The organism is Clostridium mucosae (assembly GCF_024622765.1).
Lineage (GTDB): Bacteria > Bacillota > Clostridia > Clostridiales > Clostridiaceae > Clostridium.
In genome coordinates this window covers 1-23,910 of the sequence record NZ_JANKAF010000022.1, presented here as the reverse complement: position 1 = coordinate 23,910, position 23,910 = coordinate 1, and the positions used below count along the sequence as shown (strand labels likewise).

Sequence of the window (23,910 nt, the reverse complement as noted above, 5' to 3'; positions counted from 1 at the left end):
ATAAATAATAGATTATATATTTGAGTTGTTATTTAGAAAAATAGTTATTTAGTTAAATAAGAGGTGTATTATGAAGTACAAATTTTGTCCTTTATGCGGTAGAGGATTAGAAGAAAAGTATAGTTGGGATGAAGGCGGTGTACCGTATTGTTCTCATGACGATGTGATGTTTTTTGATACTCCAAAGCCATGTATAATGGTGGCAATAATTAAGAATGATGAAATATTATTATTGAAGCAAAGTTATATATACAAAAATTCTAAGGTATTGTTAACGGGATATGTAGATAATAATGAAACAGCAGAAGAAGCAGTTTATAGGGAAGTAAAAGAAGAGGCTGGAATTGATATAAATAATATTACATATATGGGTTCTGATTATGTAAAAGATAAGGAAATTTTAATGATAACATTCATGGCAGATTTTGTTTCAGGTGAAATTAATAAATCCGATGAAGTAGAAGGTATGGGTTGGAGTAAGCTAGCAGATGCATTAGAGGAAATGAAAGAGGATATAATTGGTACAAGGGTTGTAAAAAAGGTCTTGGAGATAAGAGAAGCTAAAAGTATATAAATGATTATATAAATAGTAGAGCCTTTGGAATAGCTGTAGAAGGAAATTAAAGCAAATCGAGGCGTTTAAAAAACAGTAAATAGATTTATGTATAAATCTATTTACTGTTTTTTAATTACATAATGCTTAATAATCAGATTCATATATTTTAACAGATAAAGTTCTATCATTATAATTTATTTCAGCCTTATTTATCATAATTCCAACTAAAGAAAGCTCTCCATATAATTCACATTCTCCATCTAAGCTATAATACAGAAAAGTTTCTTTTTTATATTTTGAATAAATATAAACATTTTTCAAAATTATTATTTATGTTAAAAATTAAAATAAATATATTGATAAAAATGAATTAATCTAATAAAATTATTTAGTTATATGTATCTTAATATATATTTGAGGTAGTATAATATAATTATAGCTTAAAAAAATTAGAGTTAAATATAAAATAGGAGGAGTTTGGTATGGATGGGAAGAAAATTAAACAAGTACCAGAGATAAAAGGATTATTAAGAAGTCATGTTATAGAAGTACCTTCTTGTATAAGAGATTGTAGTGGAATAAAAATATTTGGAAAAAGAATAAAGTCATTATTATTTACTACAGATGTTGCCATAATAAGAAATACCAATGCTGATGCTATAATAGCAGTATATCCCTTTACTCCTCAACCACTTATAACACAAGCCTTAGTTATGGCAGCAGATGTACCTGTATTTTGTGGCGTAGGTGGCGGAATAACTCAAGGGAAAAGAGTAGTTAATTTGGCTTTAGATGCAGAATTTAAAGGTGCAATGGGAGTAGTTGTAAATGCTCCTACAGCAAATGAAATTATAGAAAAAATACGAGAAACTATAGATATTCCTGTAATTGTAACTGTAGTTTCTGAATGTGAAAATGTTGCTGAAAGGATTGGATCTGGGGCAACAATATTAAATGTTTCTGGAGGTAAGAATACACCTAACATTGTGAGGAAAATAAGAGAGCAATTTCCTACATTCCCGATAATTGCAACTGGTGGACCGACAGAAGAAACTATAATGAGAACTATAGAGGCTGGGGCAAATGCAATAACATATACTCCACCACCATCTGGCGATGTGATGGGAAGCCTAATGGATAAATATAGAGATCAAAATTAAAATTAATAATTTATAAATTCATAAAGTTGTAGAATAATATAACAAAAGATGTATAATAATATATATGGCTAATTATCAGGGTAGAGGTGCTGTTATTAATAGTATTTATAATGAGCTTTGCAAAGTGATGATTTATAAAGAAAGGATTAATAGCCGAAGAAATAGATTATTGCAAGAATCTATTTTTGGTTGTACATATAACATGTGTGCAACTGTCACGAAAGTGGAGAGCTACAGGCAATAATTATAAATTATTAATTTTATTATTATATGCTAAATATTTTATAGCTTTAATTTCACTTAAGGAAATCTGCCACTATGGATAACCATAGTGGTTTTATTTTATAATTAATGAAAGTATATTTGGAGGAGATTATATGAGATTATTTGGGGCAAGCAAAATAGAAGAAAATGATTTAGTAATTGGGGGCGTAAAGGCAAGGGATTTAGTAAAAGATTATGGAACACCGTTGTATGTAATGGATGAACAACTTTTAATAGATAATTGTAGGGATTATATAAAATATTTTAAGGTTAATTCTGAGAATAATAGAGTAGCTTTTGCAGGAAAATCATTTTTGACATTAGAAATGTGCAGGCTTATAGATCAAGAAGGGCTTTATTTAGACGTTGTTTCTGGGGGTGAACTATATACAGCATATAGGGCTAACTTTCCTATGGAGAAGATATATTTTCATGGGAACAATAAGACTTTAGAAGAAATAGAGCTTGGAATTAAATTGGGAGTAGGAAGGTTTATAGTAGATAATCTATGGGAAATGGCAAAGATAAATGAAATATCCGAAAGGTATAATAAGATTCAAAAGATTTATTTAAGACTTACACCAGGAATAGAAGCTCATACTCATGACTATATTAAAACTGGACAGATAGATTCAAAGTTTGGATTTGCACCAGTAGGTAATATAATAATGGATGCTGTAAAGAAAGCTTTAGAATTACAAAATATAGAATTAGTAGGGCTTCATTGTCATATAGGATCACAAATTTTTGAGACTGAGCCATTTGGTGATGCATCAGAAGTGATGATAAATTTTATAAATACTATAAGACAAGAAACAGGTTATATGATTGAAGAATTAGATTTAGGTGGAGGATTTGGAATTTATTATTCAGAAGGCGATAAGCCAAAAGAAACAAAAGAATATTGTGATACTATATTAAATAGAGTTAATGAAGTGTGCAGTAAATTATCACTTAAAAAACCTATTTTGACAATAGAACCAGGAAGATCAATTGTAGCTAATGCAGGAACAACTTTATATAATATAGGATCAATTAAGGAAATACCAGGAGTAAGGAAATATTTAGCCGTAGATGGTGGCATGACAGATAATATAAGACCTGCTTTATATGAAGCAAAATATGAGGCTATAGTAGCTAATAAAGCAAGTGAAAGTATGGAGGATAAAGTTACGGTAGCTGGTAAGTGTTGTGAATCTGGAGATATTTTATTACAAGATATAAACCTTCAAGAAGCAGAAAGTGGAGATATACTTGCAGTTCTATCAACTGGAGCATATGGATTTTCTATGGCTAGTGGATATAATAAAAATTTAAGACCAGCAGTTGTATTTGTAAGAAATGGTGAAGCAAAAGTTGTATGTAAAAGACAAAATTATGAAGAATTATTAATTAATGAAGTATAATATTAGTATAAATAATAGGGTAAATGAAAATCATTTACCCTATTTTTAATAATATATATTCTATTTAAATTTTCAACAAATATGATATACTAGAATATAAGCTAAAAAAGAGAGGTGAGTAATAACAGGAGCATTATGGAGAAAAAGGAATATATAGTTGATAGAATTGAGAGCGATTATGTTGTGTTAGAGATAGAATATGATAATTTAATTAATGTCAAAAAAAGTGATATAATAGGAAGTGTAAAAGAAGGGGATATTTTAATTAAAAAAGATAACTTCTATTTTATAGATGAAAAAGCTACTAAATTAAGACGTGAAAGTATTAATACTATGATGAAAGGATTATGGGAAGAATGAGTGAGAGTAATAATATAAATGAAGGAATTGATATAGAAGAAGGTAAGAAAGATAGTGATTCTAAAAAAAATTTTATTAGTGAATGGGGAATTCCAATAGTTTCAGCTATAATATTAGCCTTTCTTATAAATAAATTTCTATTATTTAAAGTTTTAATTCCATCAGAATCAATGGTACCTACATTGAATGTTGGAGATAGACTTTTTGTTACACGAGTATATAATTTAGAAAAGCTTAAACGAGGGGATATTATAGTATTCAACTCAGAAGAGCTTCAAGAGTCATTAATAAAAAGGTTAATAGGATTACCAGGAGATAAAATAAAAATAGAAAATGGTAAGGTATTTGTAAATGGAGAAGAGTTACAAGAAGATTATATAGGTGCTGAAGACAATTTTAATGGAGAGTATGAAGTACCCGAAGGAAAATACTTCTTCTTAGGAGATAACAGACTTTGGTCAAAAGACTCTAGGTACTGGATTAATCCATATATTGATGGAGAAGATATAAGTGGCAAAGCTCAAATAAAAGTGTATCCTTTTGATCAAATTGGTAAAATAAAATAGATATACAAGGAAAGGAAGAGCAATGGAAAATAAGAATACAGAAGAAAATAATAACAATAATAAAAAGCAGCATACATTATTCTATGCAGTAATGGCATTTCTGTTTTTATACGCATTCACTTCGACTAAAAATCTTATGACAACTCGAGAAATAAGTTATAATGAATTTTTAAATATGGTAGAAAATAAGCAAGTAGAAAGTGTTGTAATTTCATCTACAGAAATAAAAATACTGCCTAAAAGTGATGAAAATACTAAAGAAACAGGAAAATTATTATATACTGGCAATGTTGATGATCCTAATTTAATAAATATTTTAAATGAATCTGGAGTAGAGTTTAAAGGTGAGCCTGTACAAAATAATTTTATAGTAGACTTTATTCTAAATTGGATAGTAATGCCGATAATACTTTTCTTTATATTTAGATTTATAGCTGGAAGAATTGGTAGAAAAATGGGATCATCTCCTATGATGGGGATGGGAATGGGAAAAAGTAATGCAAAAATCTATAAAGAAAATGATATAAAAATAACTTTTGATGATGTGGCAGGGCAAGATGAAGCTAAAGAATCATTAAAAGAGATAATAGATTATTTAAATAATGCTAGTAAGTACACAGAAATAGGTGCTAAACTTCCTAAAGGAGCTCTTTTAGTTGGTCCTCCAGGAACGGGAAAGACATTATTAGCAAAAGCAGTAGCGGGCGAAGCAAATGTTCCATTCTTATCAATATCAGGATCAAACTTTGTAGAGATGTTTGCGGGAATGGGAGCAGCGAAAGTAAGGGATCTTTTCCAAGAAGCAGAAAAGAATGCTCCGTGTATCATATTTATAGATGAGGTAGATTCTATAGGTAAAAGTAGAGATTCTCAAATTCAAACAAATGATGAAAGAGAACAAACACTAAATCAATTATTAACGCAAATGGATGGATTTGATTCAACTAAAGCAATAGTTGTTTTAGCAGCTACAAATAGACCAGAAATATTAGATAAGGCGTTATTAAGACCAGGAAGATTTGATAGAAGAGTAATAGTAGATAGACCGGATTTAAAAGGAAGAATAGATATACTAAAAGTTCACTCTAAAGGAGTAAAACTTGGAGATGATGTAGACTTACAAGAAATTGCAAAAAGCACTCCTGGAGCAGTAGGAGCAGATCTTGCTAATATAGTAAATGAAGCAGCTTTAAGAGCTGTAAAGCATGGTAGAGAATTTGTAATGCAAGAAGATTTAAGAGAAGCTGTAGAAGTTATAATAGCAGGTAAAGAAAAGAAAGATAGAATTCTATCTCCTATGGAAAAGAGAGTAGTGGCATTCCATGAAGTAGGTCATGCGCTTGTTGCTGCATTATTAGAAAAAACAGATCCAGTTCATAAGATAACTATTGTTCCTAGAACGATGGGAGCATTAGGATACACAATGCAATTACCAGAAGAAGAAAAATACTTAGTGTCAAGAGATGAATTAACAAGTCAAATAATGGTTATGCTAGGTGGTAGATCTGCTGAAGAAGAAGTATTTAATTTAGTTTCAACAGGAGCTTCAAATGATATAGAGAGAGCTACACAAACTGCTAGAAGTATGGTTACTATTTATGGAATGACAGATAAATTTGATATGATGGCCTTAGAATCTGTTCAAAATAGATATCTAGATGGAAGAGCAGTAAGAGAATGTAGTGATGAAACTTCAACTTTAGTAGATGAAGAAATACTAAGAATAATAAAAACTTGTCATGAAAATACTAGAAAGTTATTAAAGGAAAATAGAGATTTACTTGATAAAATTTCAGAGTATCTATTAGAAAAAGAAACTATATTTGGTGACGAATTTATGGAATTTGTTTATGATAAGTATCCAGAATTAAGAGATAAGAAAAAGAAAAAAGTTGAAGATTCAAATGAAGTTATAGACGTAGAAGAGATTACAGAAGTTTAAAATAACGTAAAATGGATAAATTAATGAAAGGGTGTACAGGATTTGTTGTTACACTCTTTCTTAATAATATAAATTTAAAATCAAAGGGGGATCAGCTCTTGGATAAAATAGAATTATTAAAAGAAGAGGATAACTTAAAAAATACATTAAATATTCTTAGTGAAGAAACTTTAAAATATATAGAGAAGAGAAAAAGTATTTCAGAATATATACTTGATTATAGAAAAAAATATATCGAAGAATATAGAGATGATGAAGATAAGTTAATGGAGTATTTTGATCACGAAAGATATATTAAAGAAGAATCATACAAAATGATAGATAAAAAACTAGGAGAATTTGTTAAACTTAAAGAGTCACCATACTTTGGAAAAGTTGGGTTTATAGATGATGGATATTCTGAAGAGTTATATATAGGTAGATATGGATTAACTCCAGAAGGAAGTTATGATCCTGTAATAGTGGATTGGAGAGCACCAGTTGCATCTTTATTTTATAAAGGAATGATTGGAGAAACTAGCTATAAAAGCCCACAAGGAGAAATTCCAGTAGATATATTATCAAGAAGACAATTAATTGTAAAAAAGGCTAAATTAGAGGGGTATTTTGATTCTGATATAAATATACAAGATGAGATATTACAAATGGTTCTGTCATCAAATTCAGGAGAAAAACTTAAAGATATTGTAAATACGATACAAAAAGAACAAGATGAAATAATAAGAGCTGATAGAAACAAAGCTGTGGTTGTAAATGGAGTTGCAGGTTCAGGAAAAACTACTATAGCTCTTCATAGAATTGCATATCTTTTATATAATTTTAGGGAGCAATTAACAGATAAAGTTCTTATTTTGGGACCAAATGACATATTCATGGATTATATTTCAGAGGTATTACCTAATTTAGGCGAAACAGCAGTTATTAACGAAACATTTTTATCTTTCGCATATAAAGAAATAGGATTAAATGAACCTGTAAGAGATATAACATCTTATTTAGAACAAGTATTAAAAGGTAATGAAGAAATAATTGAAGATATAAGATATAAGTCATCAAATAGATTCATAGAAGCTCTTAATAAAAAAATAGAAGATATTGAAGAAAATTATTTTGAAATAGATACAGTAAGATTTTTAGATGAAGAAATAGTTTCTATAGATGAAATAGAAGAACTTTTTGAGAAGCATTATAAATATATGCCTATATTTAGACGAAGTCAAAAAATAAAGAGAATATTATTTTCAAAGATAAAAGATAAGAGAGACGAAAAAGTAAGAGAAATCAATTTAAAGGCACAAGAAGAAAAATCAAAGCTATCTGCTGAAGAGTTAGTAATTGAAGAAAATAATATTGAATTCAGAAGAAGAATTGCGATAAGAGATATAGTAAGAGAAGTTATGAAATCTAAGGCTGAAATAGAAAATTGGATAGAAAATGAAAGCATTATAGATATATATAAAGGATTTTTAAATATCGAAACTCTTTCATATTTAGATTTAGCTGGTATCTTATATTTAATGATAAAATTAGATGGGAAAAAATCTTATACTGAAATAAAACATATAGTTATTGATGAAGCTCAGGATTATAATATGCTACAGTTCCTAGTTTTAAAAGAGTTAACAGGATGTAGGAGTTATACTATCGTTGGAGATTCAAATCAAAGACTTATGAAAGCGGAAGAAGTACCTGCTATGCTTAAATTAAAAGAAGTCTTTGGTGGATTTTTTAGTTTGTTTGAATTAAAGAAGAGCTATAGATCAACTTATCAAATAATGGAATATGCAAGTAAGCTTTTAGATGAAAATGCAGTTGTTCCATTTGTAAGAAAAGGTGAGTTTGATGTATTAGAAACAACAGTTTCAAAAGATGATGAAGAAGATTTAATAGATGTAGTATTAAATTTATTAGAGGATTATCAAGAAGAAAAATATGAAAATATAGCAATAATAACAAAAGGAAAAGAAGAATTAAACCTTATATCTCCAGAACTTAAAAAGTATACAAGTATATTGGCATTCAATGGTGGAGATGTAGTGTATAAGGGTGGAAAGGTATTAATACCATCTTATTATGCTAAGGGGTTAGAATTTGATGCTGTAATAATTGTTGATTTTGATGAAAATACCGATAATTTAATTAAATATATAATGTGTACTAGGGCATTGCATAGATTATCAGTTGTTAAGGTAAGATAAGTCTTATAAAAGTGTTAGATAATTTAAATTAGAAAAGTATATATAAAGATAGTTCGAAAAATATAGTAAGTTTCTGCTTACTATATTTTTTTATTCAAAATTATTTTATTTGTGAAATATCACAATATATTTAATTTTTTATTAGTCATAATTTAAGAAAAATATGTATTAAGGATAATAATATTGAAATAAATAAAAAAGATATTATAATAAAACCATAAACCTTTGTAAACGATATTCAATAAGGGGGTTGAGGTATGGAGTGCTTTTATGAACAGTTTCAAACTAAAGATTATGGAAGTTTAGAAAAGATATTAAATATTTTATCTAAGGTTTCGTTAATTTTTGCGATATTGTTTGCAGCAATGTTGAATTTGGTGTTTGCAGTAGTTTTTGGGCTAATATACTTAGGAGTCTTCATTTTGTCTAGGAAGCTTATAGTTGAATATGAATATGAGCTTACAGGAGATGAATTAGTAATATTCAAGATAATGAATAAGAGTAAAAGAACAGAAATAGGAAGTTTTAATATTAGAGAAATATCAAGTGTTAAAAGTTCAGAAAGAATGGACAAGAGTAACAGTAAAATTGTTAAAGCTTATTTAGAAGAGTCTGGATTAAAAAACATGGTTTATATGGCAAAAACATCTAAAGGTGTTGTAGGATTTCAATTGGCTATGGATGAAAACTTAACAAATTTAATTAAAAGAGTTAATCCATTAGCGTTTTATTAATATATAAATTTGGAGGAGAAGATTATGGCAGGTTTAAGTTTGAAAAATATTCAAAAAGTATATGAAAATGGATTTAAGGCAGTGCAAGATTTCAATTTAGATATTGAGGACAGAGAATTTATAGTTTTCGTTGGACCATCAGGATGTGGTAAGTCAACTACACTAAGAATGATTGCTGGATTAGAAGAAATATCTGGAGGAGAATTATACATAGATGATAAGTTAGTTAATGATGTAGCTCCAAAAGACAGAGATATAGCGATGGTTTTCCAAAACTATGCATTATATCCTCATATGACAGTATATGAAAATATGGCGTTTGGATTAAAGCTTAGAAAGTTACCAAAGCAAGAAATAGATACTAAAGTTAGAGAAGCAGCAAAGATACTAGATATAGAACATCTTTTAGATAGAAAGCCAAAGGCTTTATCAGGTGGACAAAGACAAAGAGTTGCTATGGGAAGAGCTATAGTTAGAAGTCCTAAAGTATTCTTAATGGACGAGCCTTTATCAAACCTTGATGCTAAATTAAGAGTTCAAATGAGAATAGAAATTTCAAAGTTATATAATAAATTAAATACTACATTTATATATGTAACACATGACCAAACAGAAGCAATGACTTTAGGAACAAGAATAGTTGTTATGAAGGATGGAGTTATCCAACAAGTTGCTTCACCAACTGAAATATATAACCATCCAGCAAATCTTTTCGTTGCAGGATTTATAGGAAGTCCTCAAATGAATATGACATACGGACAAAACCTTGTTAAGGATGGCAAAAACTATGTTAAAGTATTTGATAAATTAATCGAGATTCCAACTGAAAAGGCTAAGATAGTAAAAGAAAAGAATGCTGAAAACTTAGAAGTTATAGTTGGTGTAAGACCAGAGAATATATATCATTCAAAGGAAGAGCTAGCAGCTGAAGGAGTTGTTACTTTCAAAGGAGAAGTTGATTTAAAAGAAAACTTAGGTGCAGAAACATATATTCACGTTAAAAAGGATGGAGCAAACTTTATAATTAAATCTAGAACAGGTGTTGATTATAAGATTGGAGATTCAATAGAATTTGGATTTGATTCCAATAAAATTCATTTATTTGATAAAGAAGAGCAAAATACAATATTCTAGTATAAATTAGTAAATTTAAAATATAATATAGTAATTAAAGATAACAGGCTTAAGGATAATAAAATCCTTAAGCCTGTTAAATAATTTATAAAGATAAATGGGAGGAGTCTAGTGAAGATAATAAAATTAATAGTCTCAATAATTATCATTATAATTATATTAACTACTATATATAGTTTATCTATTATGAACATAAAAAATACTAGTATTTTTTCTTGGAGTACTAAAGTAATAAAAAATAATGATTTAGGCAATATGTATAAGGTTATTAATGATCTAAATATATCTACAGTTTATCAAAACTTATCAGGATTAACAGTTGATGAAATTAGTGGATTTATAGAAAATATTAAATCTAATACTCAAGCAGAGGTATACTTTTTAACTGGAGATGCAAATTGGTATAAAGATGTAAATAAGTTTATTAAAAGAATAGAATTTATAAATGATTATAATGAAAAAGTTGATAATGATTTAAAGATTAAAGCAATAGTGCTAGATGTAGAACCTTGGACATTAGATGAAGGATGGGATGAAGATGAATATATAAAGATGCTTCATAAGTCATATTCATATTGTAAGAAGTCTGATTTAGAATTAATCAATGTTATACCATACTGGTTAGAAAAAGATATTATAGAACAAATAATAATTAATTCGGATGAAATAGCTGTAATGAATTATAATATAGAAAAGCCGGTGAAAAATATAAAAGATGAAGTTAACTTAAGTAAAATGTATAATAAGAAGATTAATATAATAGCAGAAACACAAGCACCGAATGATAAATATGGTGTTACAGATAATACTACTTATTATTACAAAGGATATGATGCATTAAAGAGTGATTGGAGAAAAATAAAAAAAGAGTATAAATATAAAGGAATATCATTTTCATACCATGATTATAGTAATGTTTTAAAGTTTATATATAAATAATAAAGTAAAAGAGATTGATATACGATTAAGAGTGAAAAATTTAAAAGGGGCTAGCGAAACGCGAGCCCCTTTTAAATTGTTGATTTTACTGACTTAGACGAGTTTTTCGTTGATTTTTTTATTAACTTTTTTATCCTTTCGCTAATTCACTTTTGCATAAATAAGCTTACATGAATTATAATATTAATTATCTATTATCAACTATTAATTAAAAAGAAGTTGTTGCACTAAATAATTAGTGAATAGTCTCTTTTTAATCTATGAATTTATTTATTATTAGTATAATTTTTTTCAGCTTGCTCCCAGTTAACTACATTCCACCAATTATCTATGTATTCAGCACGTCTATTTTGATATTTAAGATAATATGCATGTTCCCAAACATCTATTCCTATAATAGGAGTTAAACATGAAGATATAGGACTATCTTGGTTTGCAGTAGATAGAATTGACAACTTACCATCTTTATCAGATACTAACCATGCCCAGCCAGATCCAAATCTACCTAACGCAGCTTCTTTAAATTTAGTTTTAAAATTATCATAAGATTCAAAGTCTCTATTAATTGCATTTAATAAGTCTCCTTTAGGATTTTGATTTTTAGTAGGAGACATTATAGACCAAAAGAATTCATGATTATATACTCCACCTGCGTTATTTTTAACAGCTTCTCTAATATCATCTGGTACTGATTCTAAATCCTCTAGCAATCCTTCTAATCCTTTAGAGTACAATTCAGGATATTTAGAAATGGCTTTATTAAGATTATCAACATAAGCTTTTTCATGTTTATCATGATGAAGCATCATAGTTTCTTTATCAATATAAGGCTCTAATGCGTCATAAGCATATGGTAATGGTTTAAGTTCAAATTGAGCATCACCTAAATTATTACTTTTTACTAAAGATGCAGGAATTAATGTTATAAAGGAAATAATGGATAGAGTTACTAAAAGTAATAAACTATATTTATTTTTTGTTTTCATAATTATTCACCTCATGTTCTAGTATTGCCTAAAGTGATAATTTTATAAATGAAATGAGTAAGTGATATAATAAATATATTAAAGGTTAGCATTTAAATTGAAGTAGGAGGAATTATGGAAGAGTTAATAATGAACAATCCAATAAGTATTGTATATTTTAGTGGATCAACTTGTGGGGCTTGTGATGCAATAAAGGAAAAAATTTTATATATTATTAAGGATTATAATGAAATTAAATTTCTTGAGATTAATGCAATAGAAAATAAGGTGTTAGCATCTCGAAATGATATATTTTCTTTGCCTATTTTATTGCTATTTATTAATGGGAAAGAAACACTAAGGTTTGGAAGATACTTTGATATATTAGAATTTAAGAATTCAATAAATAGATATTATAATTTAATTTATAAATAAAGATAGAGAAGGCTAAATACCTTCCCTATCTTTATTTTGCTAAATTTCTAATTTTCATCTTCATCAATTAAATCATCAAGGCTAAGCAATTCCTCTTCTGAATTTTCATTAAGTGAGCTATTATTCTTATAAGTAATTTGATTAATAGCTTGATATATTTTTTCTAAAAGATAATTTTGTATTCTTCTAGCCTTATATGTTTTATTAAAAATAATAAAACTCCATATTCCTATGATAGAAAAAGTTATCATAAATAAAGCACCAATGCTATAAAAAACTATTTGAAAAATTTGAACAGCTAAATCCATATAAATATTACCTCCAAATTTTATATAAAAATATTATAGCATACAAATTAATATAGTTTAGAACAAATTCGAATAAATGTATAAAATTTCATATTAATGTTTACTATTAACCTTAGATGTCTATAATTTAGAAAGATACTAATCATAAGGAGAAGCATATATGAAGAAAGTAATATTATTAGTGGCAACAACTGCATTATTAATAGGGTTTTTGTTAGGATTTATAGAAGTGGTGAATCAAGAGACAGCTCAAAACAAAGAAATATTTACATATTCAGTATCTACTGTGCCAACAGATTTTAAATCTGTAGGAAGTTTAGATAAGAGAATACAAGATATAGTATGTGCAACTAGTAGGGGATTAGTTGAATTAGATGATTCTAAAAATATAGTTCCTTCCTTATCAGAAAGTGTTGAGGTAAGGGATAATGGATTAGAATATGATTTTAAGATAAGGTCAGATATTTATTGGAGTGATGGAACTAAGATAACACCTAAAGATATAGTGACTTTTTTTAGGGAGATATTAACAGAAGAAGAAGAGGAGAATATAGGTGCTTTATTAAATGTATATGGAGCAAAAGCGTTTAGGGATGGAACAGGATCTTTTACAGAAAATGTAGGGATAACTTCAGGAGAGGGTAATGTTATTTTTAGATTAAACTCAAAAGATGATAAATTTATTGAAGAATTAACAACACCTCAATATAGGCTTAGAAAGAACGTTTTATTATGGGAAAATATAAGACAAAATTATGGTGAGTTAATTTATTCAGGATACTATAGTATTTCAGATATGACTATTGATGAATTGACCCTTAATAGAAATAGCGGTACAAATACAGATATGGTTGCAACAATTAAGATAGTTGCGGATGAAGGTGAAGAATTAGCTATGGCAGCTTTTGAGATCGGGGGAAGAGATATAGTTATAAATCCACCTAAGAGCCAATTAAGTAGATTAAGTAGTGAGGATAGATTAATAACATTAGAATCAAATAAAGCTATGTATTTAACATTTAATCCTAATAGTGACTCTATACCAATAGAGGGGAAAAAAGATATATATGGATTATTAAATAAATCTATAGGACAATATCAATTGGAAAATAGTATGTTCATAGAATTAGCTGAAGGAAGTTATTTCAGAGAAGATAAAGGGGACTTAGCTAAGCTTCAAGCTAGAAAAGTTATGAGTAATAATACTGTTGAATGGAATAAACCAGATGAAATTTCATTAGTTGCCGAAGAAGGCACTCAAAATAAGGAAATTTGTGAATATATATCAAACTGGTTTTCAAACAATACAGATATGTATTTAAGTTATAAATTAATTACGAAAGATGAAATGAATTCTATTAAAGATGTTAACTATTATGATATAGCATTAATTCATGGTGATTCAAATTTTTCAGGAGATAGTTCTATATACAACGCATTAGTAAATTTTCTTCCAGATAAGTATAAAAATCAATTGTTATTAGTAAAAACAGAAGGCGAGAGAGTAGAATTATTTTCAAAATTAGAAGATGATTTATTTAATACATATCAAGTTTTACCATTAGCTTTTTATAATGATAATATAGCTATAAATAGTAAAATAAAAAATATGCTATTAGATGGTAATGGAAATATAGATTACAGTAAAATAGAAAAATCATAAAGACTGGGCTTTGCCCAGTCTTTATGATTTAGTTTGATTATTTAATTCTCGCTTTGATCATTAGAAGTATCTAATAACTCTTTATTTTCAACTTCTACAAACTCTTCATCTTCAACTTCTGATATATCTTTTTTTGATAGATTGTCTTCATCATTTTCATCTTCTATAATAGGATTATTGGAATCATTTCTATAAGAAGATTCATGGTCGAGTATGTTTACTTCACGCATAAAGTCATCTTTAAATAGGAAAATTATTAATTGATATATATACATGTTTTTAAAGCTGTCAAAAGATGATCCTGATGGTGAAAATGAATCTCTTTTTTTAGAGTAAGAAATACTTTTGTTAAAAATTGGAGCTATGCCTAAGCTTGTAGGTGTTGAAGTTGTAGGCATTCTAAAAAAGTTTTCTTCTAACATATCAGCTGAATTTAAGGTTAATCCTTTATATCTCTCTGCATCATCTAGAGTAGGAGCTTCAGGCCAAGCGGTAATTAAACCAGAATTTATAAAATATTTTCTGTATAATGATGAAATCATATTTCTATACTCATTATATTTATTGAATTCCTTTGAATACATAACAATAGCTAAGAAATAGAAGACAATATCAAAACATGAATATTTCAAATCCTTTTTACCAGAAAGCTTAAGAAAAACTTCCTTTTCATCATCATATAAAGACACTAATTTATTAATAATTTCTTTGGCTTTTTCATTAAATGTAATCATTTGAGTATGTTTAAATGACAACATTAAGTTTATTGAGAATAGGCATGTAAAATCTAGAGAGTCAATATAATAGTCCTTTTCATCAAATTTATTAATAAGAAAATCTGTTAAATCTATTATTAAAACTTGAGCATCAGAATTTTTTGAATGACTATAAAAAATATTTATTGCAGTAAGGATTTTACATATTTCTTCAAATGAACATTCATATATTTTCTCTTTAAACTCATTAAGCATTTCTAGTATTTCGAGTGAAAACTTATTATAGTCTTCTGAAATTTCATCTTCTGGATATAATATTGAATATAAGTTATAAGCAACCATCATAAAGGCTTGATCAGAAAATTTAAATTTATTATTTTTATCTGTAAGGTTAAATCCTTTATGGTTATTCTCAGAAAGATTTTTTTTCTCGGTGAAAATTCCTTCATTGTTTCTTAAGTTCACTGAATAAAAATCAAGTTGTTCCCTAGATAACTTTTTATATATTTTAGAGTAAGAGTATAATTTTTCATCGGCATCTTTAAATCTTGAGTAATAAGTAGTTAAATCAAGTATGCTTGTAGTCATTAATGCATTAGTTATTGGAGAAATATCCTTTTTAAAGGAAGATTCATCAAATCCATTGTAATTTTTACTATGAATATAGTTTGGAGAAGATTTCCTATATATACATAGTAGTGGAGAAAAGTTACCAGATGTGGTAATATCAATGGAGGATGATGTTTTTTTATAATTTTTAACTGAATCAACTAATCCACATTTTGACTCAAGAACTAACGTCCTTATGGCCTCCTTAGACAAGTGAAAAAGTTGGCCGTTAATTTCTTTTTGAGATAGTTTATTCATTCTAAAAAATGGTCCTATATATCGCAATTTCTTCACCTCTTCATTAATCCTTATATTAATAATATGAGGATAATGCTAAAATAGTGCATAAATTTTAATAATATTAAGAATTGGAGGTAAAATCATGAGAATAGATGGAAGAAAAAATGAACAAGTAAGAACGACTAAGATAACTAGAGGATATACAAAGTATGCAGAGGGATCTGTATTAATAGAAGTTGGTGATACAAAAGTTATTTGTACAGCATCTATAGAAGATAAGGTTCCACCATTTTTAAAAGGTCAAGGTGAAGGATGGATAACAGCTGAATATAATATGCTTCCAAGATCAACTGGTACAAGAAAAGTTAGAGATATAGCTAGATTAAAGGTTGATGGAAGAACTATGGAGATACAAAGGTTAATAGGAAGAGCTTTAAGATCAGTAATGGATTTAAAAGCACTTGGTGAAAAAACAATATGGATAGATTGCGATGTTATACAAGCAGATGGCGGAACAAGAACTACATCTATTACAGGGGCGTTTGTAGCTTTAGTAGATGCTGTAAATAAACTACATAAGGAAAAGCCTTTTGAAGTTTATCCAATAAGAAAGTTTGTAAGTGCAACTAGTGTTGGTATATTAAACGACGAAAAGATTTTAGATTTATGTTATGAAGAGGATTCTAACGCTAAGGTAGATATGAATGTTATTGCTACGGATGAAGGTGAATTTATAGAAATTCAAGGAACTGGAGAAGAATCACCATTTAGTAGAGCTGAATTAAATGACTTATTAGACTTAGCTCAAAAAGGTATAAAACAAATGGTACAAATACAAAAGGATGCTTTAAAGATGGATGCGCTTTGGATAGGTACTGGAGGAAAATAATGATATGAAAAAGCTAATAATAGCAAGTAATAATCAAGGGAAGATAATTGAGATAAAGAAGGTTCTAGAAGGTATGCCTATTAATGTTTTTTCATTAAAAGATATCGGATTAGATATAGATGTTGAAGAAGATGGAATAACATTTGAAGAAAATGCAAAAAAGAAAAGTGAAGAGATATATAAAGAGTTGATAAAAAGAGGGGAAAGTAATTTTATAGTAATGTCAGATGATTCCGGTTTAGAAGTTGAATATTTAAATGGTGAACCAGGAGTATATTCAGCAAGATATGCTGGAGAGCACGGAAATGATAAGAAAAATAATGAAAAATTACTTAGTAATTTAAAGGGCGTTAGTTATGATAATAGAAATGCTAGATTTGTTTGTCAATTAGCATTAATAAATGATAAAAATATATATAAATCAGTAACAGGAACTGTAAATGGCTATATATTAGAAGAAGAAAGAGGCTGTGATGGATTTGGATATGATCCACTATTCTTATATGAACCTTTTAATAAGACTTTTGCAGAGCTTACAATGGAAGAAAAAAATAATATATCTCATAGAGGAATTGCGCTTAAGAAAATAAGTGCAGTTATAAAGGAGTTTCTATAGGAGGAAATTATGAAGATTGCTGTATTAAGTGATTCTCATTATGAAGCTTCATCTATAAATGCTATAAAAAAATATTTATTAGACGTAGATATCATATTACATTGTGGAGATGGAGCTCCAGATACAAAAATGTTATTAAATGATTTTAATGGTGAAGTATATGCAGTTAAAGGGAATTGTGATATTTCCACTGAGTATCCTATTGAAAGAATAGTAGACATAATGGGATTAAAGATATATATGACTCATGGGCATATGTATAATGTAAAGAATGAATACAATACTATATTCTATAAGGGTAAAGAAGTCGGAGCGGATATAGTGCTTTTTGGGCATTCTCATAAAGCTTTAATAAATGAACATGATGGATTAACTATGATGAACCCTGGGAGCATAACATTACCTTATGGAAGAGCGAAGAAGACATTAGGATTTATAGAAATATTAGAAAATAAAAAGACTAATATATATTTAAAAGAAATAGAATAATATTTTTTTGCAATCCGTTATTAATTTACAATATTATTAAATATCTAGTTAAATCTCCAAAATTCTCTTATATAGATTATTTTTTAAAAAATGTATTGACGGATTGCTAATCCTATTGTAGAATAAACATTGTCGCTGAGAGATATTAAAGATATCGGGGTGTGGCGCAGATGGGAGCGCGCGTGGTTTGGGACCATGAGGTCGCAGGTTCAATCCCTGTCACCCCGACCACTTTTAAAATAAATATGCGGGTGTAGCTCAATGGTAGAGCCCTTGCCTTCCAAGCAAGTTACGTGAGTTCGATTCTCATCACCCGCTCCATAAAAGTGGTTAAAAAATATGTTGACAAGTGACAAAGAATGATATAAAATAATTTATGTTCTTTACAAGAATAAGCGTGTTTAGCTCAGCTGGATAGAGCAACGCCCTTCTAAGGCGTGGGCCAGGAGTTCGAATCTCTTAACACGCACCATCAACACCGGGGTGTGGCGCAGATGGGAGCGCGCGTGGTTTGGGACCATGAGGTCGCAGGTTCAATCCCTGTCACCCCGACCACTTAAAATTTAATATGCGGGTGTAGCTCAATGGTAGAGCCCTTGCCTTCCAAGCAAGTTACGTGAGTTCGATTCTCATCACCCGCTCCATTAAACATAATATAATAATGGTAATATGCGTGTTTAGCTCAGCTGGATAGAGCAACGCCCTTCTAAGGCGTGGGCCAGGAGTTCGAATCTCTTAACACGCACCAGATATGCGTTATTAGCTCAGTTGGTAGAGCACCTGACTCTTAATCAGGGTGTCCCGGGTTCGATCCCCTGATAACGCACCATTATGGTGAACGTAGTTCAGTTGGTAGAGCGCCAGTTTGTGGCACTGGTTGTCGTGGGTTCGAGTCCCATCGTTCACCCCATACGCTGGGATATCGCCAAGCGGTAAGGCACCGCACTTTGACTGCGGTATTCGTAGGTTCAAATCCTGCTATCCCAGCCAACTTGGTTTACTAGCTCAATCGGTAGAGCACTTGACTTTTAATCAAGGTGTACCGGGTTCGATTCCCGGGTAAGCCACCAATATATATGCAGATGTGGCGGAATTGGCAGACGCACTAGACTTAGGATCTAGCGCCATTGGCGTGGGGGTTCGACTCCCTTCATCTGCACCATATATATTGAATCAATAATAAAAATAAGCGGAAGTGGCTCAATGGTAGAGCGTCACCTTGCCAAGGTGAATGTTGCGGGTTCGAGTCCCGTCTTTCGCTCCATAATATGCGGGTGTAGCTCAATGGTAGAGCCCTTGCCTTCCAAGCAAGTTACGTGAGTTCGATTCTCATCACCCGCTCCATAATATGCGTGTTTAGCTCAGCTGGATAGAGCAACGCCCTTCTAAGGCGTGGGCCAGGAGTTCGAATCTCTTAACACGCACCATAAATGGTGAACGTAGTTCAGTTGGTAGAGCGCCAGTTTGTGGCACTGGTTGTCGTGGGTTCGAGTCCCATCGTTCACCCCATACGCTGGGATATCGCCAAGCGGTAAGGCACCGCACTTTGACTGCGGTATTCGTAGGTTCGAATCCTGCTATCCCAGCCAACTTGGTTTACTAGCTCAATCGGTAGAGCACTTGACTTTTAATCAAGGTGTACCGGGTTCGATTCCCGGGTAAGCCACCAATATATATGCAGATGTGGCGGAATTGGCAGACGCACTAGACTTAGGATCTAGCGCCATTGGCGTGGGGGTTCGACTCCCTTCATCTGCACCATATATATTGAATCAATAATAAAAATAAGCGGAAGTGGCTCAATGGTAGAGCGTCACCTTGCCAAGGTGAATGTTGCGGGTTCGAGTCCCGTCTTTCGCTCCATAATATGCGGGTGTAGCTCAATGGTAGAGCCCTTGCCTTCCAAGCAAGTTACGTGAGTTCGATTCTCATCACCCGCTCCAAAAGAAAAGACAACTTAAGTTAGTTGTCTTTATTTTTTTTCTTGATTAATATATATTAATATGTAAAATCCACAAGTGTAGCATGAAATATGACTAAATATGTGGATAAATTTTAATGTATTGTGGATGGATTTATTATTAATTATTTCAATGGGATTAGGAGGAGTTTATGATATTTGAAGCATGTACGGGTTGCTATGAAGATGCAGTTAGAGCAGAAGCAAATGGGGCAAATAGAATAGAACTATGTGATAATTTACTTGAAGGTGGGACAACACCTAGCTATGGGACTATAAAAAAGACGATAGAAAATATAAATTTACCTATAAATGTGATAATTAGACCAAGGGGTGGTAATTTTATTTATAACAGTATAGAAAAGGAAATAATGTATACTGATATAGAAGTTTGTAGGAGTTTAGGAGCAAATGCTATTGTAATAGGTGCATTAACAGAGGATGGGAAAGTTGATGCAAGTTTTATGAAAAGGGTAAAAGAAGTTAGCGGAGATTTAAATATAACTTTTCACATGGCATTTGATGAAATAGTGGATAAAAAATTAGCTATTGATGAATTAGTTGAATTAGGTGTAGATAGAATATTAACTAAGGGTGGAAATATATCTGCATTAAATAATTTAGATACCTTAAAAGAGTTAATTGAGTATGCTAATAATAGAATAATTATAGTCCCAGGAGCTGGAATTAATAAGGAAAATAGGGATTTAGTAATAGAAAAAACGAAAGCTAAAGAAATACATGGAACAAAAATCGTATAATATATAAAAATAAGCCTTATATCATATTTACAAGATATAAGGCTTATTTTTATATAAGGGTTTAATATTTAAATCATATAATATAAGACAAAGTCATAAGAAATTAATATTAAGTTTGTATTTAAATACAAACATACTTCTAAAAATAAAAAAGAATATTACTTTGTAATATAATTAGCTAATAAGGAGGCGATATAATGTATTTTAACTATAAAAATTATGACTCTATAGAATTTGAAGACTTATATAGATATGATGGTGAACTTGGAGCTATATATTCATCTACAAAAACAAAGTTTAGATTATGGGCACCTTTAGCAGCGAATGTAAAGATAAATTTGTATGGAAAAGATGGCTATGATTATGAATCAAAAGCAAATAAAACTGTTAATATGGATCTCAGAGAAAAAGGAATTTGGGAAATTGAAATAAGTGGAAATCTAGACGGCGAATTCTATAACTATTTAGTAAATATAGATGGAAAAGAGTATGAGGCTGTAGATCCATATGCAAAAGCAGTTGGTGTAAATGGGAAAAGGGGAATGATTATAGACTTAAATAAAACAAATCCTGATGGATGGGAAAGTCATAAAAAGCCAGTTTTAGAGAATTCACTAGATGCAGTAATTTACGAAATGAACGTTAGGGATTTTACTATAGACAGTAATTCAGGAATAGATAATGAAATAAGGGGAAAGTTTAAAGGGATTTGTCAGGATAACTCTGCTATAAAAGGAACTGAAATTAAAACAGGGCTAAGCCACTTAAAAGAACTAGGAGTGAATGTTATACAATTACTACCTAGCTTTGATTATAAAACAGTAGATGAGAGACGATTTAATGAAAATGAATATAATTGGGGCTATGATCCATTAAATTATAATGTTCCTGAAGGATCATATTCAACTAATCCTTATTTAGGTGAAGTCAGAATAAAGGAATTTAAAGAATTAATAATGAAGTTACATGAGTCTGGATTTAAAGTAGTTATGGATGTAGTTTATAATCATACAGCAGATACAGAAAATTCTAATTTTAATTCTATAGTACCTAAATACTATTATCGTCAAAATAATGATGGTGGTTTCTCAAATGGATCAGGATGTGGTAATGAAATTGCGTCAGAAAGAATTATGGTAAGGAAATTCATTGTTGATTCATTAAAATACTGGGTAAATGAATATAAAATAGATGGATTTAGATTTGATTTAATGGGACTTCATGATATTGAGACAATGAAGGTAATTAGGGAAGAGCTTAATAAAATAGATAGAGGTATATTAATATATGGTGAGGGATGGAAGGCTAGTGATTCACCATTATCTAATGAAAGGCTATCTCTTAAGAATAATATAAGAAAATTTGGAGATCTACAAATAGGAGCTTTTAGTGATGACATAAGAGATGCGATAAAAGGTGATGTTTTCGAAAAAGAAAAAGGTGGCTTTATAAATGGTGGAATAGATTTTGAAGAGAGCTTAAAGTTTGGTATAGTTGCTTCAGTAAAACATAAAGACATAGATTATGATAGAGTAATTTATTCAAATGACTATTGGGCTAATGAACCATATCAAGTTATAACATATACATCAGCTCATGACAATTATACGTTATGGGATAAATTATCCTTAGCTAAGCCATTATCAACAAAGAAAGAAAGAATTGCTATGAATAAAATGGCAGCAGCGATAGTATTAACATCTCAAGGGATTCCTTTTATACATTCAGGAGATGAAATATTAAGGACAAAAGTAGATGCTAATGGACACTTAATAGAAAATAGTTATAAATCACCAGATAGTGTTAATAAATTCGATTGGAGTAGAAAAGAAATTTATATAGATATATTCGAATACTATAAAAGCTTAATTCAATTAAGGAAAGATCACAAAGTATTTAAAATGAACTCATCAAAAGAGATAGAGGAAAGTATTCAATTTTTAAAAATGGGAGAAAATTTTACAGAAAAAAATATAGTTGGTTATATAGCTGATGGAAATAAAGTAGGAGACTCTATTGGGAAAATAGTAATTATATTTAATTCTAATAAGTACCCAGTAGAAGTAAAATTAAATCATAATAAATTAAGGGTAATAGTAGATAAGAATAATATAAATGAGGATGGACTTTATAATATAGAAGGTAATAAAGTTAAGGTTGAGCCTATTTCTACAATGATAATGAAATATATATAAATTGAAAAGTGGTTTTTTAGTGAAGAGTGAAAAGTGAAAAGTTAAAGGTGTTTTGTTTTGCAAAACTAAATTTAAGTTATACGAAGGATTTCTTCCTTAATTTTTTCACTCTTTCATTTTTTATTCTTTCACTATTTTATTTAACAAAATGTAACAATGGTGCACCTAGAGGGGCTCGAACCCCCGACGCTTGGATTCGAAGTCCAACGCTCTATCCAACTGAGCTATAGATGCATAGATAAATTCATTTTGCTAGTATATTATAATACTAATATTTTAAAATTTCTATAGTTTAGTTATTTTGAAATTCAAATATTACAAATATTATATAGTAAAATAAAAAGATATTTAGAAATACATAATATATAATAAGCAATAATATAATTAATGGAAGAATATAATTAATGGAAGTAAAATACTAATATACAATATAATGTGATGTAAGTATTCTTAAACTTATCCTGGAGTATCAATATATATAAAATAAAGAAAAAGTTTAAAATTATAAGGAAATAATGAATAATTTAAGATATATAGCATATATTTATATTTGTGTACTGAAAGCTATGATAGAATAGTCAATGTTCTTGAGGAAAACAAGTTATTAACAACAATAAAAAAAATGTTGACAATAACTCCTAAGGATGTTAAGATATAGAAGTCGCTTGTTCGACAAGATCTTTGAAAATTGAACAGAAAATAAGTTAAGTAAAATAAACCAGCAATTCTTTTAGACGTCTTAAAATTAAGACTCAAAGTAATTTGAGCGAAGAGATTAAACTTTTTATTGAGAGTTTGATCCTGG

Annotated in this window: 21 protein-coding genes, 21 tRNA genes and 1 riboswitch; of the genes, 37 read left to right on the top strand and 5 right to left on the bottom strand. The window is 29.4% G+C overall.

What is annotated here, in order from left to right:
• Positions 1-70 precede the first annotated feature (70 nt).
• Positions 71-574, top strand: coding sequence for an NAD(+) diphosphatase (locus NSA50_RS17315; RefSeq protein ID WP_195264385.1), 504 nt, complete (start codon positions 71-73; stop codon positions 572-574).
• A 126-nt stretch (positions 575-700) separates the two neighbouring features.
• On the opposite strand, the gene NSA50_RS17310 is transcribed toward NSA50_RS17315, so the two are convergent.
• The gene (locus tag NSA50_RS17310; protein WP_195264384.1) at positions 701-877 is read right to left on the bottom strand and encodes a hypothetical protein; all 177 of its coding nucleotides are present in this window, start codon (positions 875-877) and stop codon (positions 701-703) included.
• Between the two features lie 161 nt (positions 878-1,038).
• Here NSA50_RS17310 and NSA50_RS17305 point away from each other — a divergent pair, with 161 nt between their 5' ends.
• The 9 genes from NSA50_RS17305 (at position 1,039) to NSA50_RS17265 (ending at position 11,259) form a co-directional block, all read left to right on the top strand.
• Positions 1,039-1,716 (top strand): beta/alpha barrel domain-containing protein, encoded by a 678-nt coding sequence (locus NSA50_RS17305; RefSeq protein WP_195264383.1) that lies wholly within the window; start codon positions 1,039-1,041, stop codon positions 1,714-1,716.
• Between the two features lie 73 nt (positions 1,717-1,789).
• Positions 1,790-1,958, top strand: a riboswitch (Lysine riboswitch).
• A gap of 135 nt (positions 1,959-2,093) precedes the next feature.
• Positions 2,094-3,386, top strand: a complete 1,293-nt coding sequence (gene lysA, locus NSA50_RS17300) for a diaminopimelate decarboxylase (RefSeq protein ID WP_195264382.1) — start codon at positions 2,094-2,096, stop codon at positions 3,384-3,386.
• Positions 3,387-3,521: 135 nt separating this feature from the next.
• The gene (locus NSA50_RS17295) at positions 3,522-3,746 is read left to right on the top strand and encodes a DUF3006 domain-containing protein (RefSeq protein WP_195264381.1); all 225 of its coding nucleotides are present in this window, start codon (positions 3,522-3,524) and stop codon (positions 3,744-3,746) included.
• The gene (gene lepB / locus NSA50_RS17290) at positions 3,743-4,312 is read left to right on the top strand and encodes a signal peptidase I (protein WP_195264465.1); all 570 of its coding nucleotides are present in this window, start codon (positions 3,743-3,745) and stop codon (positions 4,310-4,312) included. Before NSA50_RS17295 ends, lepB begins: the two co-directional genes overlap by 4 nt.
• Before the next feature lie 22 nt (positions 4,313-4,334).
• Positions 4,335-6,254 carry an ATP-dependent zinc metalloprotease FtsH gene (gene ftsH, locus NSA50_RS17285; protein WP_195264380.1) on the top strand — a complete coding sequence of 640 codons (1,920 nt, stop codon included), beginning with the start codon at positions 4,335-4,337 and terminating at the stop codon, positions 6,252-6,254.
• 98 nt (positions 6,255-6,352) lie between these two features.
• On the top strand, positions 6,353-8,452 hold the full coding sequence (locus NSA50_RS17280; RefSeq protein ID WP_195430713.1) for a HelD family protein: 2,100 nt from the start codon (positions 6,353-6,355) through the stop codon (positions 8,450-8,452).
• A gap of 257 nt (positions 8,453-8,709) precedes the next feature.
• Positions 8,710-9,186 (top strand): hypothetical protein, encoded by a 477-nt coding sequence (locus NSA50_RS17275; protein ID WP_195264378.1) that lies wholly within the window; start codon positions 8,710-8,712, stop codon positions 9,184-9,186.
• Positions 9,187-9,210: 24 nt separating this feature from the next.
• A complete protein-coding gene (locus NSA50_RS17270) occupies positions 9,211-10,320 on the top strand; it encodes an ABC transporter ATP-binding protein (protein ID WP_195264377.1) in 1,110 nt (369 codons plus the stop codon).
• A gap of 111 nt (positions 10,321-10,431) precedes the next feature.
• Positions 10,432-11,259 (top strand): hypothetical protein, encoded by an 828-nt coding sequence (locus tag NSA50_RS17265; protein ID WP_195264376.1) that lies wholly within the window; start codon positions 10,432-10,434, stop codon positions 11,257-11,259.
• 266 nt (positions 11,260-11,525) lie between these two features.
• Here the strand turns inward: NSA50_RS17265 and NSA50_RS17260 are convergent, their stop codons facing one another.
• Positions 11,526-12,245 carry a superoxide dismutase gene (locus NSA50_RS17260; RefSeq protein ID WP_195264375.1) on the bottom strand — a complete coding sequence of 240 codons (720 nt, stop codon included), beginning with the start codon at positions 12,243-12,245 and terminating at the stop codon, positions 11,526-11,528.
• 114 nt (positions 12,246-12,359) lie between these two features.
• Between NSA50_RS17260 and NSA50_RS17255 the strand changes: the two genes are divergently transcribed.
• Positions 12,360-12,659 (top strand): thioredoxin family protein, encoded by a 300-nt coding sequence (locus NSA50_RS17255; RefSeq protein WP_257429751.1) that lies wholly within the window; start codon positions 12,360-12,362, stop codon positions 12,657-12,659.
• A 47-nt stretch (positions 12,660-12,706) separates the two neighbouring features.
• Here the strand turns inward: NSA50_RS17255 and NSA50_RS17250 are convergent, their stop codons facing one another.
• Positions 12,707-12,967 (bottom strand): Vpu, encoded by a 261-nt coding sequence (locus NSA50_RS17250; RefSeq protein WP_195264373.1) that lies wholly within the window; start codon positions 12,965-12,967, stop codon positions 12,707-12,709.
• Positions 12,968-13,127: 160 nt separating this feature from the next.
• On the opposite strand from NSA50_RS17250, the gene NSA50_RS17245 reads away from it, so the two are divergent.
• A complete protein-coding gene (locus tag NSA50_RS17245) occupies positions 13,128-14,630 on the top strand; it encodes an ABC transporter substrate-binding protein (RefSeq protein WP_257447133.1) in 1,503 nt (500 codons plus the stop codon).
• A 41-nt stretch (positions 14,631-14,671) separates the two neighbouring features.
• Here the strand turns inward: NSA50_RS17245 and NSA50_RS17240 are convergent, their stop codons facing one another.
• Complete coding sequence (locus tag NSA50_RS17240) at positions 14,672-16,213, bottom strand: hypothetical protein (protein WP_257447130.1); 1,542 nt, start codon at positions 16,211-16,213, stop codon at positions 14,672-14,674.
• Between the two features lie 124 nt (positions 16,214-16,337).
• Between NSA50_RS17240 and rph the strand changes: the two genes are divergently transcribed.
• From rph to pulA, 25 genes are all read left to right on the top strand, one after another.
• On the top strand, positions 16,338-17,084 hold the full coding sequence (rph, locus tag NSA50_RS17235; RefSeq protein WP_257447128.1) for a ribonuclease PH: 747 nt from the start codon (positions 16,338-16,340) through the stop codon (positions 17,082-17,084).
• Positions 17,085-17,088: 4 nt separating this feature from the next.
• Positions 17,089-17,700: an XTP/dITP diphosphatase gene (locus tag NSA50_RS17230; protein WP_195430714.1), complete on the top strand. Its 612-nt coding sequence runs from the start codon at positions 17,089-17,091 to the stop codon at positions 17,698-17,700.
• Positions 17,701-17,709: 9 nt separating this feature from the next.
• Positions 17,710-18,189 (top strand): metallophosphoesterase, encoded by a 480-nt coding sequence (locus NSA50_RS17225; protein WP_257447126.1) that lies wholly within the window; start codon positions 17,710-17,712, stop codon positions 18,187-18,189.
• 155 nt (positions 18,190-18,344) lie between these two features.
• Positions 18,345-18,420: transfer RNA gene (locus NSA50_RS17220), tRNA-Pro, on the top strand.
• Between the two features lie 16 nt (positions 18,421-18,436).
• Positions 18,437-18,510, top strand: a tRNA-Gly gene (locus tag NSA50_RS17215).
• Positions 18,511-18,584: 74 nt separating this feature from the next.
• Positions 18,585-18,661: transfer RNA gene (locus NSA50_RS17210), tRNA-Arg, on the top strand.
• A 7-nt stretch (positions 18,662-18,668) separates the two neighbouring features.
• Positions 18,669-18,744, top strand: a tRNA-Pro gene (locus tag NSA50_RS17205).
• A 15-nt stretch (positions 18,745-18,759) separates the two neighbouring features.
• Positions 18,760-18,833, top strand: a tRNA-Gly gene (locus NSA50_RS17200).
• A 27-nt stretch (positions 18,834-18,860) separates the two neighbouring features.
• Positions 18,861-18,937, top strand: a tRNA-Arg gene (locus NSA50_RS17195).
• Positions 18,938-18,942: 5 nt separating this feature from the next.
• Positions 18,943-19,018, top strand: a tRNA-Lys gene (locus NSA50_RS17190).
• A 5-nt stretch (positions 19,019-19,023) separates the two neighbouring features.
• Positions 19,024-19,099, top strand: a tRNA-His gene (locus NSA50_RS17185).
• A 5-nt stretch (positions 19,100-19,104) separates the two neighbouring features.
• Positions 19,105-19,179: transfer RNA gene (locus NSA50_RS17180), tRNA-Gln, on the top strand.
• 4 nt (positions 19,180-19,183) lie between these two features.
• Positions 19,184-19,259, top strand: a tRNA-Lys gene (locus tag NSA50_RS17175).
• Between the two features lie 8 nt (positions 19,260-19,267).
• Positions 19,268-19,351 (top strand) — tRNA-Leu (locus NSA50_RS17170).
• Between the two features lie 27 nt (positions 19,352-19,378).
• Positions 19,379-19,453, top strand: a tRNA-Gly gene (locus tag NSA50_RS17165).
• A 6-nt stretch (positions 19,454-19,459) separates the two neighbouring features.
• Positions 19,460-19,533: transfer RNA gene (locus NSA50_RS17160), tRNA-Gly, on the top strand.
• 6 nt (positions 19,534-19,539) lie between these two features.
• A tRNA-Arg gene (locus tag NSA50_RS17155) sits at positions 19,540-19,616 on the top strand.
• A gap of 6 nt (positions 19,617-19,622) precedes the next feature.
• Positions 19,623-19,698: transfer RNA gene (locus NSA50_RS17150), tRNA-His, on the top strand.
• 5 nt (positions 19,699-19,703) lie between these two features.
• Positions 19,704-19,778, top strand: a tRNA-Gln gene (locus NSA50_RS17145).
• Between the two features lie 4 nt (positions 19,779-19,782).
• Positions 19,783-19,858 (top strand) — tRNA-Lys (locus NSA50_RS17140).
• An 8-nt stretch (positions 19,859-19,866) separates the two neighbouring features.
• Positions 19,867-19,950: transfer RNA gene (locus tag NSA50_RS17135), tRNA-Leu, on the top strand.
• A gap of 27 nt (positions 19,951-19,977) precedes the next feature.
• A tRNA-Gly gene (locus NSA50_RS17130) sits at positions 19,978-20,052 on the top strand.
• Between the two features lie 6 nt (positions 20,053-20,058).
• A tRNA-Gly gene (locus NSA50_RS17125) sits at positions 20,059-20,132 on the top strand.
• 169 nt (positions 20,133-20,301) lie between these two features.
• On the top strand, positions 20,302-20,910 hold the full coding sequence (locus NSA50_RS17120; RefSeq protein WP_195266928.1) for a copper homeostasis protein CutC: 609 nt from the start codon (positions 20,302-20,304) through the stop codon (positions 20,908-20,910).
• Positions 20,911-21,107: 197 nt separating this feature from the next.
• Positions 21,108-23,105 carry a type I pullulanase gene (gene pulA, locus NSA50_RS17115; RefSeq protein ID WP_257447123.1) on the top strand — a complete coding sequence of 666 codons (1,998 nt, stop codon included), beginning with the start codon at positions 21,108-21,110 and terminating at the stop codon, positions 23,103-23,105.
• Positions 23,106-23,262: 157 nt separating this feature from the next.
• Here pulA and NSA50_RS17110 read toward each other — a convergent pair.
• Positions 23,263-23,339 (bottom strand) — tRNA-Arg (locus NSA50_RS17110).
• Between the last annotated feature and the right edge of the window lie 571 nt (positions 23,340-23,910).